The sequence below is a fragment of the Mycobacterium sp. SM1 genome (assembly GCF_018361265.1).
In the GTDB taxonomy this organism is placed as follows: domain Bacteria; phylum Actinomycetota; class Actinomycetes; order Mycobacteriales; family Mycobacteriaceae; genus Mycobacterium.
The window spans coordinates 293,262-310,223 of sequence record NZ_JAFLNH010000002.1 but is presented as its reverse complement, the minus strand read 5'-3'; the positions used below and the strand labels follow the sequence as shown (position 1 = coordinate 310,223).

Below are 16,962 nucleotides of genomic sequence, written 5' to 3'. Positions count from 1 at the left end.
TTAATTCTGGCGCGATGCACCAGACACCGCTGGCGCAGCGCGGCACCCATGGTGCGCTCCACCGCGCCGATCAACCCCGGCGCGCCATCGGACGATCACCAGCAGCGGGCACGCCAGCCCGCGCTCGCCGAGCCCGCGCAAAAACCCCTCCCAGGCATCCCCGGACTCACTGCAGGCGGCCTCCAGCCCGACGAACACCGGTTTGCCGTCGGTGTCGATGCCCCACGCGGCCAGCACCGGCTCGGCCGAGGCGTTGGCGTGGTACGTGAAATGGCTGCCGTCCAAAAACAGGTAGTCCAGCTCCACCTCGTCGAGGCGCCGACGGCTCCAGGACTCGACCTGGGTCTTGATGTCTTCGCAGACCCGCGACACCGTCGACTTCGACACCGCCGCGCCCTCGCCGAGCGCCTCGACCAAGGTGGCCTCCACGTCGCGGGTCGACAACCCGCGCACGAACCCGGCGATCACCAGCGACTCCAGCGCGTTGGTCTTGGTCACCCCCGTGCCGAACAACTGGCTGGCGAACCGCTCGGTGGTGCCGCGCACCTTCGGCCGCTCCAGCGTGATCGGGCCGGCGGTCGTGGTCGGGCAATACCCGTTACGCATCCCAGCCCGCGGATCCTCGCTGGTAGCGGCCCGCTGGTAGCGATCCCGGCCCAAAAACGCGCTCACCTCGGCCTCCAACGCGCACTGCAGCAGTAGCTGCGCGCCCAACTGGGCCACCCGCTCGACTGCACGCGACAAATCCTCACCACCGGCGAACACCCCATCAATCTCTGCCTGCAACCGCTGCGCAGGCGATATCCTCTTCGACACGGACGTAGGCTCCTTTCCTCAGACTTCCCGTCTTGGAGGGAACCTACGTCCGAACCCTTTTACACCGCCGCAGGGACACGACCTCGACAGTCGCCGTCCGATGGATTAGGAGAGTAAGCCTGGCGCGCATGATCCATCCCGTGATTGGCAAAAACGCAGTCGGCCACCGCAGCGCTACTCGCGCGGGCACCGGCTCGGCGCCGACCGGGTCCCAGCGGCGGCTGGGCGGATTGCAGTGAACGTCGCAACACCGAGGCTGTGCGGAGGTTGCGGTGGAAGCACAGCGGAAGACCCGACACGGCGACGTGGAGAAGCAGGAGTGGTTCGGTCGGCTGATTGCCCAAGGGGTAAGCAACCACCAAGTGTGTCGGATCGTGGGAATCAACCGCAGGACCGGGACACGCTGGCGCTGCGGGCGCACAATCCGCAACAGTGCCGGGGATCCGGTGCACTATCCACCGGTGAGTCTTGCAGCACACAAGCCGCGCCATCCTCGATATTTGTCGTTGGCCGAGAGGACGACGATCGCCGACTTGCACCGTATGGGTTTCAGCGTGCGCGCCATCGCCGAGGAGCTGGGTAGGGCGGCCTCGACGGTCTCCGGGGAGCTACGCCGCAACGCCGACGATCAGGGCCGCTACTTGCCCGCCACGGCGGAGCGGTTTAGCGTCGAGCGGCAATCCCGGCCGCGGACGCGCCGCGTAGCGCGTGACGAGCAGCTATGTGGTGTCGTCGCCGAGCTGTTGGGCAAGCGGTGGAGTCCCGAGCAGGTTGCCCATGAACTGCCGGTGCGGTTCCTGACCAACCCGAGCGCGTCTGTGTACCGAGTCGATTTATCAGGCGATCTACGATCCCAGGACCGATTTAACCGGTCCGGCCAAACGGCGGCGCCGGCGGCGCCGACGCCGGGTCCAGGGCCTGGAACGTCGTGGTCGGCTCACCAGTATGGCGATGATCGCTGATCGGCCCGCCGAGGTCGAAGACCGGGTGCAGGTCGGCCACTGGGAGGGTGACTGCATCATGGGCGCCGGAAACCGTTCGGCGATCGGCACTCTCGTCGAACGCGTAACCCGCTTTGTGATCCTTGTCCACGTGCCCACGAGCCGACCGACCGCGGAGGCGATGCGCGATGGCGTCACCGACGCACTGGGCGTTCTTCCCGCCCATCTTCGGCGGACACTGACCTGGGATCAGGGCAAAGAACTTGCGTTGCACCAACAGATCACCGCCCACATCGGCACACGCGTGTTCTTCTGTGACGCGCACTCGCCGTGGCAGCGGGGCTCCAACGAGAACACGAACGGCTTGCTGCGCCACTACTTTCCCAAAGGTGTTGATCTGGCCCACATCTCACCCGGGGAACTGCAGCGAGTCGCCGACGAACTCAACGACCGGCCCCGTAAAACCCTCGGCTGGGCCCGACCCGCCGACCTGATCACCGACGCCGCCCTAAAGACGACATAACACCGCGTGCTCCATTCGGTAGGCTCAGCGTCCATGGCAGAGCCGATAGGCCCCTTCCTCGGTCTCGACGCCGCCGACGCGGTCGAGCTCGGCGAACTTTTGGCCTTCCTAAGCCTAAGCGACTGGCTAGCCAGCGACCCCAACCGACTTGACACGTCGCTACACGACTACGTCGCGCCACCCGACCACAACGCAGCCGCCTGACCGCGAACCCCCCGAGATTCTGACCATGATGGCCGACCCGCTGCTGGCCCAGTCCGCGATGGACCGGCTGCAATCGGCAGCCTACGAACTGGTCGTTGAAGGCGAGTCCTACCGACAACGCCAAAAACCCCGGCTCGCCAATCCGGCCGAGCCGGATTGACTCGCAGACCAGTCCTCAGTCACCATCACCACACGGCCCGCGACCGGAACAAGCCGGTCCCATCCTTATGGCAAAGCGGTGGTCCCATCACCCTGGCAGGCGACACAATACCGCCCCTGCTGACAGGCTTCGGCACTGTAAACGCGAACCTGAAGATAATCCGTCAGCAACAGGCTGAAGCGTTGTCTGCCTGCACCCATCGTGGACGTCGACTCCACGGGTTCGCCACCGATCGTTGCGGCATTGACCCCGACCATACGATCCCGGGGCGGGTCCCCGCATGCGTCGAAGGTGAGGGTTCTGGGCCGGGTTACCGGCCGGGGGCTACAGTCTCGGCGCCAGCCCTACAGCGGCCTCTTGCGCTGCGGCGCGTAGCCGCTGGTCCCACACGGCGAACACGCCGTCGTGGACCCCGATAGCAAGGACGCTGGCAAGGTGGACCGCATCGGCGCCACGCAGCGCATGCGCTGTGGCTAAATGCCCGGCGTGGTGGGCGATGTTCTCAGTCAGCTCCACCGCCCGGGTGGCTGCCCAGTACTCTTCCCACATCGTCTGCGCGGCGTCGCAGCCATCCCATAGCGCCGCCCGGCGATGTCGCTGTGATCCTCCTCAACCAGGAGTTTGACGAACGCGCTGCTGTCGAAGTAAACGATCGGCACGGATCAGCGCCGTTATTCCCTTACCAGGTCAGAGCCTGTTCGTAAACTTGTGTTGCTGTAGTGACTGGTGGTAACAGTGTGATAACGATTGGGTGTCGTTCAACGGCACAAGACGGGGCTCGCGGTAGCAGATGGACACCATATCCCTTGCTGCCGGAGCCCCGTGAATGCCTGTCTACCCTGTCGAGTTCCCGAAGACCAGTTGCGCCGCGGCGGGTTGCCTTTGTCGTTACCGAAAACCGCAGTATCCATCTGATCTGACCGATGAGCAGTGGACGCTTTTGCGCCCGGAGGTCGAGGCGGTGATGGCCGAGTTGCGCCGCGGCCCAGGCGGGCGGGCGATGGTCCACGATCTGCGGGCGGTGCTGGATGCGATCGGTTACCTCACCCGCTACGGTATCGAATGGCGGGCTCTGCCAGCCGATTTCCCGCCGTGGCGGGCGGTGTATGCGTTCTTTGAACGCTGGAGCCAGCGGGGGATGCCGCAGCGGCTGGTCGACGGGTTGCGCGCCCGGCTGCGTGTGACGTGGGGCCGGGCCGCGCTGCCCACGGCCGGAGTGATCGACTCACAGTCAGTCAAGGCCGCCGACACCGTGGGCGCCGCCACCCGCGGCTACGACGCCGGCAAGAAGATCAACGGCCGCAAGCGCCACATCGTGGTGGACTCGCTGGGCCTGCTGCTGGTCGTGGTCGTCACCGCGGCCTCGATGCAGGACCGCGACGCCGCGTTTCGGGTGCTGGGCGTGGTGCGGGAACGCTTCGCCACGATCTCGCTGGTATGGGCCGACGGCGGCTACGCCGGACGTTTGGTCGACTGGGCGAAATCCGTTCTGGCACTTACCGTCCAAATCGTCAAGCGCAGCGACGACATGGTCGGCTTCACGGTGCTGCCGCGCCGCTGGGTCGTCGAACGCACCTTTGGCTGGATGCTGCGTCATCGCCGCCTGGTCCGCGACTACGAACGCCGCCCCGACCATCACGAAGCCATGGTGCTCTGGGTCAACGTCACGATCATGACCAGAAAACTCCAACAAGCGACCTCAGGGGCACCACCGGATACCAGATGGGGACGCCCCCGCACCGGCCCGCCCGCGCCCATCGAGCGGGCAGCGTAACCGTTTACGATGTCACACAGGGGGGTCCACCGCTGGATGTCTTCAGAGAACTCGGCCAACACAGCCTCGGTCAGCGAGGGCCGGGTTTCGGCGATCGCGGTCAGGTAGTCCTTGGTGCGGGCCGGCTCGCCGCGGCGGAATTCGACCTCGCGCTCGAACCCGAACTGCGCGCCCTTGCGGGCAGCGAACTCGATATCGGCCGGGGTGAACATCTCACTGGCGGCGACCAGTTCGTCGACGTCGACCGCGTCGGCCGCCGGACCGAGATATCGGGTCCAGATCGCCGCCCGCGCGGCCGCATTCGGGGGTCTAACCGGAATGATGTAGTCGAACCGTCCAGGCCGCAGGAACGCCGAGTCCAGTGAGCGCACCGAGTTCGTCGCGCAAATCAGCAGCCGCTCGTCGCGCTGGCGAAACGCCGGGATCAACTTGAGCAGCTCGTTGGTGACACCGTGCGCCGGATCGGATGGCATCCCTGAGCGTGAGCCGGCGATTTCCTCGACCTCGTCGATGAACACCACGACGGCTTCCAGCTCCATTAGCGTGGTGAACGCTTCCCGCAGCGCGCTGGCCATCGCCATGTCCGGGGCCGCCAGCCGCGACGGGAATAGCTCGACGAACGGCCAACCGAGCCGTCCGGCGACCGCCTTGGCGAAGCTGGTCTTGCCGGTACCCGGGGGCCCAAAGAGGATGACCGCCTTCGGCGGCGAAACGCCGTACCGCTGGGCGGCTTCCGGCTCGGTCAACGGCAACACGATCCGCCGCTCGATGACCTGCTTTTCGGCTTCCATCCCCGCCATCGCCTGCCATAGGCCACGGGGAATCGCCTGCCCACCCAGCTCGGCCAGCAGGCCCGCATCCGAGGGGCCGACATGGTCGACCTTCTCGAAAAACGACAGATCGGTCCGCTCCTGGTAGCCGGAGTTGCGCAGCGCTGCCGTCCCGGTCGCCTCCGGTGGGAGCAGCGCACTGATTCGCCGGACACCAAGGGTGCGCAGCCGCAGCTCGAGCTCGCCGAGTAGTGCGCTGCCCACACCCCGGTTCCGCCACCGGCTGCTCAGCCCGACGATCGAAATCCACGCTCGTTCCCCCTGGAACTCGGCGACGGCTATGCCCACCAGTTCGTCGCCGACGACGGCGACCACCGCAGGCTGCCCCGGCCTGGCCGCCGACACCACCGCAGAGATCGGAAAGACCGGTGGCGGCTCACCGGGATGGCGACTTTGGTCCCAGACCGAGATCGCCTCATCAAGGTCGTCGTCGTGAAAGTCGCGCAGCCGCCACGGGGGCATTGGGGCACCTCCCTGCTCCGGTGGCGGTAAACGGCAGGGCACACACGGTGCAGCAATTACAGGCGGGGCGAACCACCCATTCGGGTGTCCGCGCGGGTGATTCGCCAGTCCGGACGCATCGTTAGCCACGGGAACAAACTCGTCGTCCCCAGGGTTGAGCGCAGCAGGCTTAACTTTGGAGGTTTGATGGCTGACGCCAAATCATTGCCGGTTTTGTTCGTGAGCAACCCGATTGTGCTGCCCGGCATGGTAGTGCCGATTGCGCTGGACGACGCCGCGCGTGCGGCTGTCGATGCAACTCGCGCCAGCGAGTCGGGCAAGCTATTGATCGCGCCCCGGCTCGAGGACCGCTACCCGTCGTGCGGGGTGGTTGCGACGATCCTGCAGGTCGGACGCATCGCCGGCGGTGGAACCGCCGCCGTGGTTCGCGGCGAGCGCAGGGCCCGTATCGGGTCGCTGATCCCGGTGGTGACGTTCCTCGGCGCGGACCTGGGTGCGCTGATGGGCGGGGCGATCGTCACCGAGGGCATCTTCAACATCCACGGCATCGGCGGTGCGCTGTATCAGGCGGTCATCCGGCAGGAGGCGCCCACGGTGGTGTCGATCGTGACCGTATTGGTGGTCGTCTACCTTTTCACGAACCTGCTCGTCGACTGCTGTAGCAATGCTGGACCCACGGATTCGCTATGGGTGACGGGCAGCAGCGTTTCGTCGCCGCCGACGAGCCCGAGACCGTGATGCAAACGGCTGCGTCGGTGGGTTTCTGGCGAACCACATGGCAGCAGCTGCGCCGCCGTCCGAAGTTTGTGGTGTCGGTGGCGCTCATCGCCGTGATGGTGGTGATGGCGGCGTTCCCGCAGCTGTTCACCAGCACCGACCCCACCTACGCCGACCCGTATCAGAGCCTGCTGCCCTGCTCCGCGAATTTCGACCAATAGCTCTCGATGTAGCGTTCCGGATCACCCCAGATGTTGCGCAGCATCGCCGGCCACGGCTGGTCCACGACCAGGTACCCGGTGACATGTTCGCCATGGTTGGGGCATGGTTGCAGTTGATTGCCCTGGTCGTCGACGATCTTGGCTGAGATGCCCGGCAGCGGCGTCATCGCCGAACCGGGTTTGGCCGCCGCGATGCCGGGCAGCGGCGAGATCATCGCGGCGCCGGTCTCGGTCTGCCACCAGGTGTCCACGACCGGTGTGCGGCCCGCGCCGATAACGTCGCGGTACCAGCGCCAGGCCTCGGGGTTGATCGGTTCGCCGACCGACCCGAGTAGGCGCAGGCTGGACAGGTCGTGGGCGTCCGGGATCTCACGGCCCCACCTCATGAATGTCCGGATGAGTGTCGGCGCCGCGTAATAGATTGTCACGCCGTATTTTTCGATGATCTGAAAATGGCGGTGCTGGCTGGGTGTGGCTGGTGTGCCCTCATAGATGACTTCGGTGATGCCGTTGGACAGCGGGCCGTAGACACCGTAGGTGTGCCCGGTGACCCAACCGATATCGGCGGTGCACCAAAACACGTCGGTCTCCGGTTTGACGTCGAAGACGCTGTAGTGCGTGTACGAGGACTGGGTGAGATACCCGCCGCTGCTGTGCATGATGCCCTTGGGTGCACCAGTGGTTCCGGAGGTGTACAGCAAAAACAGCGGATGCTCGGCGTGGAACGCCTCCGGGGTGTGTTCGGGCGAGGCGGAGTCGACGACCTGGTGCCACCACAGGTCGCGGCCCTGGGTCCATGGCACGTCGATCCCGGTGCGCCGGACCACCAGGACGTGCTCAACCGGACTGTCGGGCCCGAGCGCTTCGTCGGCGGCGTGCTTGAGCGGCACCGGCTTACCGTGCCGGAACTGTCCATCGGCGGTGATCAGCAGCTTGGCCTGAGCATCCGCGATCCGGGCCCGTAGCGCCGTCGCGGTGAAACCGGCGAATATGACGCTGTGCATCAGACCCAGCCGCGCGCAGGCCAGCATGGCGACGACGGCCTCCGGGATCATCGGCAAGTAGATGGCTACCCGGTCGCCGGCGACCAGACCAAGGTCGCTCAGCGTGTTGGCGGCCTTGCATACCCGCGTCAGCAGGTCGGAATACGTCAGGGTGCGGCCGTCGCCGGGCGGCTCGCCCTCCCAGAAGATGGCGACCCGGTCGCCGTGGCCGGCCTCGACGTGGCGGTCGAGGCAGTTGTAGGCGACGTTGAGTTTGCCGTCGGCGAACCACCTGGCGAATGGCGCCTGTGACCAGTCCAGCACCTGGGTAAACGGCGTGGCCCAGGACAGCCGGTTGGCCTGCTGGGCCCAAAACCCAAGCGGGTCTTTCGCGGCCTCACGGTACACCTCGGCAGTGACGTTGGCCTGCTGGGCGAATTCCGCCGGCGGCGGGTACGACGGCGATGCTCCGGCGTTTATCTCGGTCACGCGTGCGAGCCTAGTCAGAGAGCGCTTCTTCGGCATCGCCGACGGCCTGGATGGTCGGTAGCGCCTGCCTGGATTTTTCATCGAATGTGGAACTCAGGGGTGTCGCTAACGTGAAAGGTGCACTACCGCAAGGATAATCGGAGTATTCGAGGCTCGGTTATCCAGGATGGGAGTGCACCTGTCAGATGCAGGATACTACGGGTTGGTCGAAGAATGTCCGAGTTGAGGTCCGTGGCGACGACGTGGTCGGGCACGCCGGTAACGTGATACCCCGGTTGCTGGCCGACAATCTGGGTTTGACCAGCGGTTTGTCGTCGGTGCTGTCGCGCCCAGAAGTCACCCACGACCGAGGCGCGGTGTTGCGCGATGTGGCGGTATCGATCGCGGGCGGCGCACAGAACCTGGCCGGCACCGCGGTGCTGCGCGATCAGCAGCGGTTGTTTGAGGCGGTGGCGTCGGTTCCGACGATGTGGCGGTCCCTGGGCGAGATCGACAAGCAGAGCATCACCGAGGTCACGGCCGTGCGCAACAAGGTCCGCTCTCGGGTGTGGGAGGCGATCGAGGCCCGCCACGGTGCGATCCCGGCTTCGCAGACCTGCTATGGGGACCTCGGGGACACGATCGTGATCCGCATCGACGCCTCGCTGATTTAGTCGCACAGCGATAAGCAGCACGCCGCAGGCAATTTCAAAGGCGGGTTTGGCTTCCACCCGCTGTTGGCGTGGTGTGACAACACCGGCGAACTGCTGGCGGTGATCGCCCGTCCCGGCAACGCCGGCTCGAACACCGCGGCCGATCATATCGCGATCATCGACGCCGCGATCGCGGCGATCCCGGCCACGTGGCGCCGCAAGTTGCTGGTCACCATCGACGGCGCGGGTTCAAGCCACGCCGTCGTCGAACACCTGGAGAAACTCAACGCCCGGCCGGGGATGTCGGTGGGCTACTCGGTCGGATTCGACCTCGATGAGCGGGTCCGGGTCGCGATCGGCCAGATGCCCGATGCGGGATGGCAAGCCGCGCTGGATGCCACCGGGGCGGCCCGCGACGACGCCCAGGTCGCCGAGTTGACCGGGCTGCTGCGCCACAGCACCGGAGGGGATCAGCTGGTCGGCTGGCCGGCCGGCATGCGCGTCCTGGTGCGGCGCGAAGAAATCGAACACGGCACCCAGTTGTCGTTGTTCGAGCAGCTGGCCGGCTACCGCTACCAGGTCCTTGCCACCTCGACTGCCGGTGGACAACCCCAGCGACTAGAAGCCCGCCACCGCGTCCACGCCCGGGTGGAGGGCTTCATCCGCACCGGCAAAGACACCGGCCTGGCCCGCTGGCCCTCACACTCGTTCGCCATCAACACCGCTTGGGTCACCGCCGTCGCGATCGCCATCGACCTGCTGTGCTGGATGCGACTGCTACTGCTGGACGGCCCACTGGCCAAAGCCGAACCCGCCACCCTGCGCTACCGGCTGCTGCACGCCGCGGCCCGGCTGATCAAAAGATCCCGCTACCTGATCCTGCGGATCCCCCAAACCTGGCCCTGGGCAAAAGAATTCGCCGACGCCCTCAACAGGGTCCGCGCCATACCCTGACCCACAGGCCCCTGTGCCCGCTCGACCCCAAAAAAGGAGTAACCACCCCCGGGATAAAGGACCCGGCGTCACCGCACGACACGCGGCGCCGCCGCCTACCCCCAACCTCAAAACCTCGACAAAGCTGCCACCTCGCAGACCGCCACAGCAGAACCCGGGCCACCGTGAAATTCTGAGGCCTGCAAGAATTGGACAAAGCGCAACGGCAACAAGCAGGTTGGCGCTACTGAACGAAACGGCGGTTTCGGATTGTAAGGTCGCTGGGTGGGCTTTCTATTGAGGCGGTACGCTGATGAGGTTACTTGCAGGGCGGGCAAGGTGTGAGCTATGGATATTGCCAGCGAAAAAATACTCGTTGAGGGTCTCGACGACTCGGTGGATCTGAGCCAAGTTCATTGGCACGTTGCTCGTGAAAATCCCTCGGCGCCTCTGTCCGAGGTGCAGAAGAAAACTCTGGAGACGATTCGTTCCCTGGTGGAAGGTGGATTATTTACATTGGGGTCCATGTCAGGAGAGGGCGGACGCTTTGTTGCCTGGGATACCCCGCTCGATGAATCGATAAAAGAAATTCACGATGTCTATGTCAACCAGTTCGACGATCGACCACAATGGGTTTGGTACTGTTGGTTGGACCTCACTGACAAAGGTCGGCAGATCGCACAATCATTTTATGACAAATATAAAGATACGCTCTTAGACTAGTGGAAGCTTTGACCTTTAAACCATTAAATTCTTCCAGTGGGGACAATTGTATTGGTGGCCATCACATCAGCTGAAGGTCGTGTCCCTGCGGCGGTGTAAAAGGGTTCGGACGTAGGTTCCCTCCAAGACGGGAAGTCTGAGGAAAGGAGCCCACGTCCGTGTCGAAAAGAGTATCGCCTGCGCAGCGGTTGCAGGCAGAGATTGATGGGGTGTTCGCCGGTGGTGAGGATTTGTCGCGTGCAGTCGAGCGGGTGGCCCAGTTGGGCGCGCAGCTACTGCTGCAGTGCGCGTTGGAGGCCGAGGTGAGCGCGTTTTTGGGCCGGGATCGCTACCAGCGGGCCGCTACCAGCGAGGATCCGCGGGCTGGGATGCGTAACGGGTATTGCCCGACCACGGTCAAAACGACCGCCGGCCCGATCACGCTGCACCGGCCGAAGGTGCGCGGCACCACCGAGCGGTTCGCCAGCCAGTTGCTCGGCACGGGGGTGACCAAGACCAACGCGCTGGAGTCGCTGGTGATCGCCGGGTTCGTGCGCGGGTTGTCGACCCGCGACGTGGAGGCCACCTTGGTCGAGGCGCTCGGCGAGGGCGCGGCGGTGTCGAAGTCGACGGTGTCGCGGGTCTGCGAAGACATCAAGACCCAGTTCGCGTCCTGGAGCCGTCGGCGCCTCGACGAGGTGGAGCTGGACTACCTGTTTTTGGACGGCAGCCATTTCACGTACCACGCCAACGCCTCGGCCGAGCCGGTGCTGGCCGCGTGGGGCATCGACACCGACGGCAAACCGGTGTTCGTCGGGCTGGAGGCCGCCTGCAGTGAGTCCGGGGATGCCTGGGAGGGGTTTTTGCGCGGGCTCGGCGAGCGCGGGCTGGCCTGCCCGCTGCTGGTGATCAGCGACGGCGCACCGGGGTTGATCGGCGCGGTGGAGCGCACCATGGGTGCCGCGCTGCGCCAGCGGTGTCTGGTGCATCGCGCCAGAATTAACCGGCCCTCGCGGCCGGAGTCAAGAAGGCAGATCGGTCGAGTGATGGCGGCGTAGTCGTTGGAGGTGTTGATCGAGATTGGCCGCGACGCGCTGATGCCGGGCGGCCTCGTCGTCCCAGCCGCGGGCGTGGGCATCGGCTTGCAGGGCGCGGATGTCGTCGAGTTGCGCGCTGATCGTCGTGGTGGCCGCTGGGTCGGGGACGAAGAAGTCGCACTGTTCGCAGATGTTGGCGTAGGGGCAAGGCCCGGCGGCTTTGGGCCGGGCGCAAAAGCCGTGCGCGAGCCGGGTTTTGAGCATCTCGGCGTGCAGCCAGGCGACCTTGTCAGGTACTGGCGGTGCGGCGTTGACGGCGGTCAGTGGCAGCAGTTGACCGGCGCGGACCTTGTCCATCGCCGCCTGTAGGCACTGCGGATGGTCGGGGTGGTGAGCTTGGCGTAGCGCAACGTCATCTCCGGGGTGACGTGGCCCATGAGCGCCATCAGCGCGGGTAACCCGATACCGCCGTTGATCAGGCTGGTGCCGAAGGTGTGCCGCAGCTGGTGTGGGGTGACGTGCAGCAGCTGCCCGTCGCGGCCGCGCAGCCCGGCGGCGGCGACGGCATCGAGCAGGCCCTTGCGCAGCCGCAATGACGTTGGCCGACGGCCGTGTTCGAGGAATAAGAACTCAGTTAGCCGGCCGCCGCGGGGGTGAGGCAGCGCACGCTGGCGGCCCCGTTGGGCGATCCAGGCATCGATCACCTGCACGGTATCCGGCTCCAGCGGCACCATGCGTTCGGAGTTCAGCTTGCCGACCGGCACTCGCAGCCAGGTGCCATGCCCGGCGAAGTCCAGCAGGCAGTCCAGTTCCAGGTCGAGCAGTTCGCCGAGGCGCATGCCGGTGGCGCGTAGCAGCAGCAGGCCGGTACGCGCGAGTGCGTCATCGAGGTTGGCGACGGCCGTCGTCAGCGCCCGGTCGACGTCTGGGGTCAGGGCTCGGGGCAGCGCGTCGGGGGTGCGTGGGATGTCGGCGTAGAACAGCAGCCGCCGCGGCGGGGCCGACGGCCAGCTCCAGCCGGCGATGTCTTCGAAGAAGCAGCGCAGGTCGACCACGTCTTGGTGGAACGCGACCACGCCGATGGTGCGGCGCTGGCGGTTCTTGCCGCGCCACGGCCGGGCCCGCGCCCACGCCAGATACGGCTCAATATGGCGGGTCCGTTCGATCTCCTGCAGCCGGGTCACTTCGGGGTGGTGCTCAGCGAGGTAGTCGAAGAACACCCGCAGCGCCTTGGTTGGCCCGGCCACGGTGTAGGGGCGCAGCGTGGTGGTGATCGTCTGCACATAGCGAACGACCTCGGTGCGGATCAGCGGCTGGCGCACACCGGAGGCATGCACGAGTGGCCCGACCGCCACCGGTCGGCTCTGCCGCGGCGGGGTGCTCAGGCTGCCGAGCTGATAACAGGCCTGCTGCAAGGCGAACAGCCGGGTGCGGGCATGGTGGCGCGCCGAGGCAGACAGCGCGGCCGATCCATCCAATTGTCCGAGCACACAGGCGAAGTCGTCCTCAGTCAACCGCCGCACGGGTTTTCCCACGTGCAGGCAAATCGTCGAGGCGGCCAGCAGCCCGACCTGACGCTGCCAGTTGGCGCTCCAGCCCAGCACCGCAGCGGCCTCGGCGACTGCGGCCACGTTGTCGGGCTCGTGGGCAGCCCACTCGACCGGTAGCCCGCACCCGGCTGGTTTGGCCAGCAGTAGCTCCACGTCGGGGACCAGGTGCCGCTGAATGAAACACCACGAGACGAACGACCACGCTTTGAACCGGTGCAGGTCTGTCAGCCGGGCAGGAGTGGGCCGACGCATCCACACCGCCAGGTCGGAAAAGCGGTCCACGAAGCGGCGCGCACTGCGACGCCGTGCGAATCGCACACTCGCGCAAAGCGACACCGCCTCGACGTGCGCGTCGTAGGCAGCGATCAGCCCGGCTGCGCCGGGCAACGGCGCGGCGTCGGCCGCGCTAACCGCGACACTTACCACGGCGATGCCTTGCGAGCGGTGCTGTACTCGGCGCAGAGGGTCTCAGCCGATAGGTGCACGTATTTTCCCGTTGTCTCGGGGCTGGCATGTCCCATCAAGTCCCGCAGCACCAGCAGGTCGATCCCGGCCGCGGCCAACTGTGTGCCGTAGGTGTGGCGCAGCCGGTGGGGGCGCACCCGGGCTGCGCCCGAGCTGGCCCGGTGGGTGCGGAAGATTCGACGCATCCCAGCCTCGGTCAACGGCTGCCCTGCGGTCGGCCCGCGCAGCACGACAAAACACTGCTCGGTCGTGCAATCTGTTGGACGCTCAAGCCGTAGATAAGCAGCCAGTTCAGCGAAGAACGGCCGGTCCACCGGAACCACCCGTTCCCGACCACCCTTGCCGGCCACCCGCAACTGCCGGCGGGCGATGTCCACCTCGGCCAACAGCAGACCGCGGACCTCGGCGGCGCGTAGTCCGCCGAGCAGCATCAGCAGCACCATCGCGCGGTCGCGATGGGTGCCCAGGTCAGTCAGAAACGCCTCAATCTCAGCCAGCTCAAGGCTTTCCGGCAATAGCCGCTGCTGGCGCACCAGCCGGCCGCCTGACCGCGAGTGACGAGCCCGGATATGGCCCAGCAAGCCCCGACGCGCCCGAAGCCCGCTGGTGCGCCGCGCCGCCGGCACCGGACTGGCCATCACCACGCCAGTGATCACCGCGAACTCGAACAGGGCCCGCACCGCGGCGATGCGCCGGTTCTGCGTCGCGGCAGCGGCGCCCCGCCGCTCGGATAACCGGACCACTGTCGAACCCGCAGTGCGCTTGGGCTGGGTCTGCCAGTCCAGATAATCAAACAAGTCGGTCGGCCGCACCTCGGCCAGACCAACGCCCTGCCCGGTGAGAAACCGCAAAAAGTTCAACACGTCATACGCATACGCGCGTCGCGTCGCCCGAGCGAAGTTTCTGCCCTGCAGATGCGCCAAGAACCGGTTCACCACCGCGACGTCGTCGCGCTGCCCAGCGGCAACCTCACCGGCAATCAGAAAGACGTCTCCATCGCCGGCCACCCGAAGCCCCATCGGCACCTCCACACGGAAAGCCACCGACCTCCAGTGTGAACACACACGAGCCCCACTAGTGGGACCTCACCTGCGCCGAGCGTGTCGCCCCTGCGAGGGCCGGTTAACGGATAACATCCTTGCCAAAGTGCCCAAAAACGCCCAAGCCGAGGTGAAGGCCGACTACTGGGCGATCTTCGATGTGCCCGAGAACATCGCGCCTGGCCGCGACGCGGTCACCTACGTGCACAAGAGGATCGACGCGTTCGCCAAGCGTTGGCGCGACTCGTATCCGGCGGCGGTGCGGTGTCTGCTTGATGACCGTGACTCGCTGACGGTCTACCTGCGGTTCCCACGGGAGCATTGGGCCCGGGTGCGCCACTCCAATTTCATCGAGCGGACCTTCGGGGAGACCCGCCGCCGAGTCAAGGTCATCGGCCGACTGCCCGGCGAGCACTCCTGCCTGAAGCTGGTGTGGGCCGTACTTGACCGCGCCTCGGCCGGCTGGCGCGGGTTCACCATGACACCGGCCGGGCTACAGCTACTACAGGACCTGCGAAGGTCGTTGCATGACCCACCGAACCAACTGCCGCAACGAAATTCGGAAGTACGCGCCGAAACCGGAGCGGCGCCGGCCGATGCTGTCGGCGCCATCGCATAAAATCACAATCGCAAGTGAGCGGAATCTATGCCCGAACTTTTACACCGCGATTGGGACGCCACCCAGCTGAAGGCCGATAGCACCATAAGGTTAGCTGCTTGGTGCGGTGATTTCCGTGCCGGAGCTAGACCCGACTTAGGACAATTTAGTGTGCATGGCCGGCGTTGATCTTGGCGAGGATCTTGGCGAGCGCGTCACGGAGGTCGTCGGGTAGCGGGTCGGCGGCGGTCAGTATTTGTCTGCCGGCCTTGATGCGCACGGTGCGGCAGCGGCGGGCGGTGCGGACGAATTTCTTGATGGTCCAACCTGTTTGGTGCTCGATCCAGTGGCTGACGGCCAGGGCGGCGAAGACGATCGTCAGGTGGGCATCGATCGATTCGCGTTTGTGGTGGTAGATCGGGCGGGCTTGCAGGTCGTGCTTGGACATGCGGAAGCTTTTCTCGATGCGCCACAGCTGGTGGTAGGCGTCAATAACGAACTCGGGTATCTGGCTGGTGAGGTTGGTGGTGTAGCCCTTCAATCCGGCCAGGCCGCGGGCCTTGGCCTCCAGATCCCTGTTCACCGACTTCGTGGCCCCCGACAGCTTGATGAACCGGTTGCGCTTGACCGGGGCGTGACCGCCCACGGCACGCTCTGCTTTGGCGACCTGCTCGTCGATGCCGCGCAGGGTGCGCCGGGCCCGGTCGTGGCGGTACTGGTAGTAGATGACCCGGTCGGGTATCCCGCGGGCCTTTTCTGCGCTGGTGGCCGGCCAGGGCTGGGTGAAGATCTGCCCGTCGGGGATCTGCTCACCGGGGTGTTTGTCGCGCCACCGGGCGAGCACGTCGGGCACGAACGCGATCTTGGTGCCCAGGATGAACGACAACCTCGAGGCCTGCAGTGCGATCTGATTGGCCTCCGAGATCATCCCGGCATCAGCGACCACGGTGACGTCGGTCAACTGGTGGGCGGTCTTGAAGGTGTTGATGACCGGCAGCATGGTGGCGGTCTCGGCTTTGTTGCCCTCGAAGGCTTCCACGGCCAGCGGGAACCCACTGGCGTCGGTGAGTAGCCCGATGGTGATCTGCGGTTCTAGCTTGCGCTCTTTGGAATACCCGGGCTCGCGAAACCCATCGCCGATGTCGGTTTCGAAATACAGCGTGCTCACGTCGTAGAGCACCAGCGGCGCCGGACCCAGCCCGGCACGGGCGGCGCACCCTGCTGATAGTGCTTGGCGCACTTTCGGTTTGGCGATCACCGGCAGGCGCCGTGTCACGGTCCGATAGTCGACCGGCTCGACGCCGGCCTCGGCGAGCACCCGCAGCGAGTCGACCTTGCTGGTCGGTTCGATGATCCGCGCCAGAACCAGATCGCGAAATACCTCGTCTCCGCCGGTGGCGGTATCAAAACCGAGGATCTGGTAGGCCCGGCACAAGCCATCCCATAGGTGGCTAGCCTTGGAGGCGGCGATCTCCAACGGTTCGCCGTCGACGCCGACGGTGTTCAGCCCCAGATCCAGCGCACCCTGGCCCTCGGAAAGCCGTTGGCGCGCGGCGGCCTTGAGCGCTTCGACCTCGGCGTCGTCATGGGCTGAGCCCAGATGCTCGATCTGGCGCGAACCGCGCCGTGTGGACCACACGATCTGCACCGCGGTCGCCCCCGAGCTGGTCTTCACGGTGCGCACGTAGGCCACCACAGCACCCTACGAACCCGAAACTCGTGTGCAAATATCAGCTCGACAACGATGAAAACTGCAGATCAGCGGTCCGTACGAACGTCAACAGCCGAAAAAGTCCTAAGTCGGGATCCACGACGTCTATGTCATTCACCCACTTCGACGATGACCTGACGTGGACGGTATTTTGTTGGTTGAATCTCACCGACA

General features: G+C 65.7%; 12 protein-coding genes and 8 pseudogenes. 12 read left to right on the top strand and 8 right to left on the bottom strand.

Annotation, left to right across the window (positions count from 1 at the left end; translation table 11 throughout):
* Complete coding sequence (locus MSM1_RS11160) at positions 1-816, bottom strand: transposase (RefSeq protein WP_213442181.1); 816 nt, start codon at positions 814-816, stop codon at positions 1-3.
* A 461-nt stretch (positions 817-1,277) separates the two neighbouring features.
* Here MSM1_RS11160 and MSM1_RS22960 point away from each other — a divergent pair, with 461 nt between their 5' ends.
* The 4 genes and pseudogenes from MSM1_RS22960 to MSM1_RS11145 all read left to right on the top strand — a co-directional run.
* Entirely contained in the window at positions 1,278-1,778 is a 501-nt protein-coding gene (locus tag MSM1_RS22960; protein WP_374101705.1) for a transposase, read from the top strand.
* Positions 1,660-2,280, top strand: a complete 621-nt coding sequence (locus MSM1_RS22955) for an IS30 family transposase (RefSeq protein WP_374101717.1) — start codon at positions 1,660-1,662, stop codon at positions 2,278-2,280. Before MSM1_RS22960 ends, MSM1_RS22955 begins: the two co-directional genes overlap by 119 nt.
* 33 nt (positions 2,281-2,313) lie before the next feature.
* Positions 2,314-2,484: a hypothetical protein gene (locus MSM1_RS11150; protein WP_213442179.1), complete on the top strand. Its 171-nt coding sequence runs from the start codon at positions 2,314-2,316 to the stop codon at positions 2,482-2,484.
* Positions 2,483-2,644 (top strand): annotated as a pseudogene (locus tag MSM1_RS11145) (ATP-binding protein); the annotation flags it as partial. The gene MSM1_RS11150 and the pseudogene MSM1_RS11145, both read left to right, overlap by 2 nt.
* 324 nt (positions 2,645-2,968) lie before the next feature.
* Here MSM1_RS11145 and MSM1_RS11140 read toward each other — a convergent pair.
* Positions 2,969-3,303: pseudogene (locus MSM1_RS11140) on the bottom strand (type II toxin-antitoxin system VapC family toxin).
* A gap of 167 nt (positions 3,304-3,470) precedes the next feature.
* Between MSM1_RS11140 and MSM1_RS11135 the strand changes: the two are divergent.
* Positions 3,471-4,337 (top strand): annotated as a pseudogene (locus tag MSM1_RS11135) (IS5 family transposase); the annotation flags it as partial.
* Here the strand turns inward: MSM1_RS11135 and MSM1_RS11130 are convergent.
* Positions 4,280-5,710, bottom strand: a complete 1,431-nt coding sequence (locus MSM1_RS11130; protein WP_213442177.1) for an ATP-binding protein — start codon at positions 5,708-5,710, stop codon at positions 4,280-4,282. The pseudogene MSM1_RS11135 and the gene MSM1_RS11130 sit on opposite strands and share 58 nt — an antisense overlap.
* 186 nt (positions 5,711-5,896) lie before the next feature.
* On the opposite strand from MSM1_RS11130, the pseudogene MSM1_RS11125 reads away from it, so the two are divergent.
* The 3 pseudogenes from MSM1_RS11125 to MSM1_RS11115 all read left to right on the top strand — a co-directional run.
* Positions 5,897-6,166, top strand: a pseudogene (locus MSM1_RS11125) (LON peptidase substrate-binding domain-containing protein); the annotation flags it as partial.
* Positions 6,161-6,404: pseudogene (locus MSM1_RS11120) on the top strand (ABC transporter permease subunit); the annotation flags it as partial. The pseudogenes MSM1_RS11125 and MSM1_RS11120, both read left to right, overlap by 6 nt.
* A gap of 43 nt (positions 6,405-6,447) precedes the next feature.
* Positions 6,448-6,630, top strand: a pseudogene (locus MSM1_RS11115) (ABC transporter permease); the annotation flags it as partial.
* On the opposite strand, the pseudogene MSM1_RS11110 reads toward MSM1_RS11115, so the two are convergent.
* Positions 6,621-8,156 (bottom strand): annotated as a pseudogene (locus tag MSM1_RS11110) (acetate--CoA ligase); the annotation flags it as partial. The pseudogenes MSM1_RS11115 and MSM1_RS11110 sit on opposite strands and share 10 nt — an antisense overlap.
* Positions 8,157-8,305: 149 nt before the next feature.
* On the opposite strand from MSM1_RS11110, the pseudogene MSM1_RS11105 reads away from it, so the two are divergent.
* The 3 genes and pseudogenes from MSM1_RS11105 to MSM1_RS11095 all read left to right on the top strand — a co-directional run bounded on the left by MSM1_RS11105 (position 8,306) and on the right by MSM1_RS11095 (position 11,445).
* A pseudogene (locus MSM1_RS11105) lies at positions 8,306-9,706 on the top strand (IS1380 family transposase).
* A 327-nt stretch (positions 9,707-10,033) separates the two neighbouring features.
* Positions 10,034-10,408 carry a hypothetical protein gene (locus MSM1_RS11100; protein ID WP_236055946.1) on the top strand — a complete coding sequence of 125 codons (375 nt, stop codon included), beginning with the start codon at positions 10,034-10,036 and terminating at the stop codon, positions 10,406-10,408.
* Positions 10,409-10,566: 158 nt separating this feature from the next.
* On the top strand, positions 10,567-11,445 hold the full coding sequence (locus MSM1_RS11095; RefSeq protein WP_213442175.1) for a transposase: 879 nt from the start codon (positions 10,567-10,569) through the stop codon (positions 11,443-11,445).
* Here MSM1_RS11095 and MSM1_RS11090 read toward each other — a convergent pair.
* The 3 genes from MSM1_RS11090 to MSM1_RS11080 are packed head-to-tail and all read right to left on the bottom strand — an operon-like array spanning position 11,410 to position 14,482.
* The gene (locus MSM1_RS11090; protein WP_236055943.1) at positions 11,410-11,781 is read right to left on the bottom strand and encodes a transposase; all 372 of its coding nucleotides are present in this window, start codon (positions 11,779-11,781) and stop codon (positions 11,410-11,412) included. The two genes, MSM1_RS11095 and MSM1_RS11090, sit on opposite strands and share 36 nt — an antisense overlap.
* Complete coding sequence (locus MSM1_RS11085; protein WP_213442173.1) at positions 11,745-13,400, bottom strand: tyrosine-type recombinase/integrase; 1,656 nt, start codon at positions 13,398-13,400, stop codon at positions 11,745-11,747. The genes MSM1_RS11090 and MSM1_RS11085 overlap by 37 nt, the downstream gene beginning before the upstream one ends.
* Positions 13,394-14,482: a tyrosine-type recombinase/integrase gene (locus MSM1_RS11080; protein WP_307857352.1), complete on the bottom strand. Its 1,089-nt coding sequence runs from the start codon at positions 14,480-14,482 to the stop codon at positions 13,394-13,396. Before MSM1_RS11080 ends, MSM1_RS11085 begins: the two co-directional genes overlap by 7 nt.
* A 34-nt stretch (positions 14,483-14,516) precedes the next feature.
* On the opposite strand from MSM1_RS11080, the gene MSM1_RS11075 reads away from it, so the two are divergent.
* Entirely contained in the window at positions 14,517-15,098 is a 582-nt protein-coding gene (locus tag MSM1_RS11075) for a transposase (RefSeq protein WP_307857359.1), read from the top strand.
* 145 nt (positions 15,099-15,243) lie between these two features.
* Here the strand turns inward: MSM1_RS11075 and MSM1_RS11070 are convergent, their stop codons facing one another.
* Positions 15,244-16,725: an IS1634 family transposase gene (locus MSM1_RS11070; protein WP_213442870.1), complete on the bottom strand. Its 1,482-nt coding sequence runs from the start codon at positions 16,723-16,725 to the stop codon at positions 15,244-15,246.
* Between the last annotated feature and the right edge of the window lie 237 nt (positions 16,726-16,962).

Excerpts from the sequence above, each read along its gene's own strand:
- MSM1_RS11150 (WP_213442179.1), top strand. The coding sequence starts at position 2,314 with ATGGCAGAGCCGATAGGCCCCTTCCTCGGTCTCGACGCCGCCGACGCG.
- MSM1_RS11130 (WP_213442177.1), bottom strand. The coding sequence starts at position 5,710 with ATGCCCCCGTGGCGGCTGCGCGACTTTCACGACGACGACCTTGATGAG.
- MSM1_RS11100 (WP_236055946.1), top strand. The coding sequence starts at position 10,034 with ATGGATATTGCCAGCGAAAAAATACTCGTTGAGGGTCTCGACGACTCG.
- MSM1_RS11090 (WP_236055943.1), bottom strand. The coding sequence starts at position 11,781 with ATGGACAAGGTCCGCGCCGGTCAACTGCTGCCACTGACCGCCGTCAAC.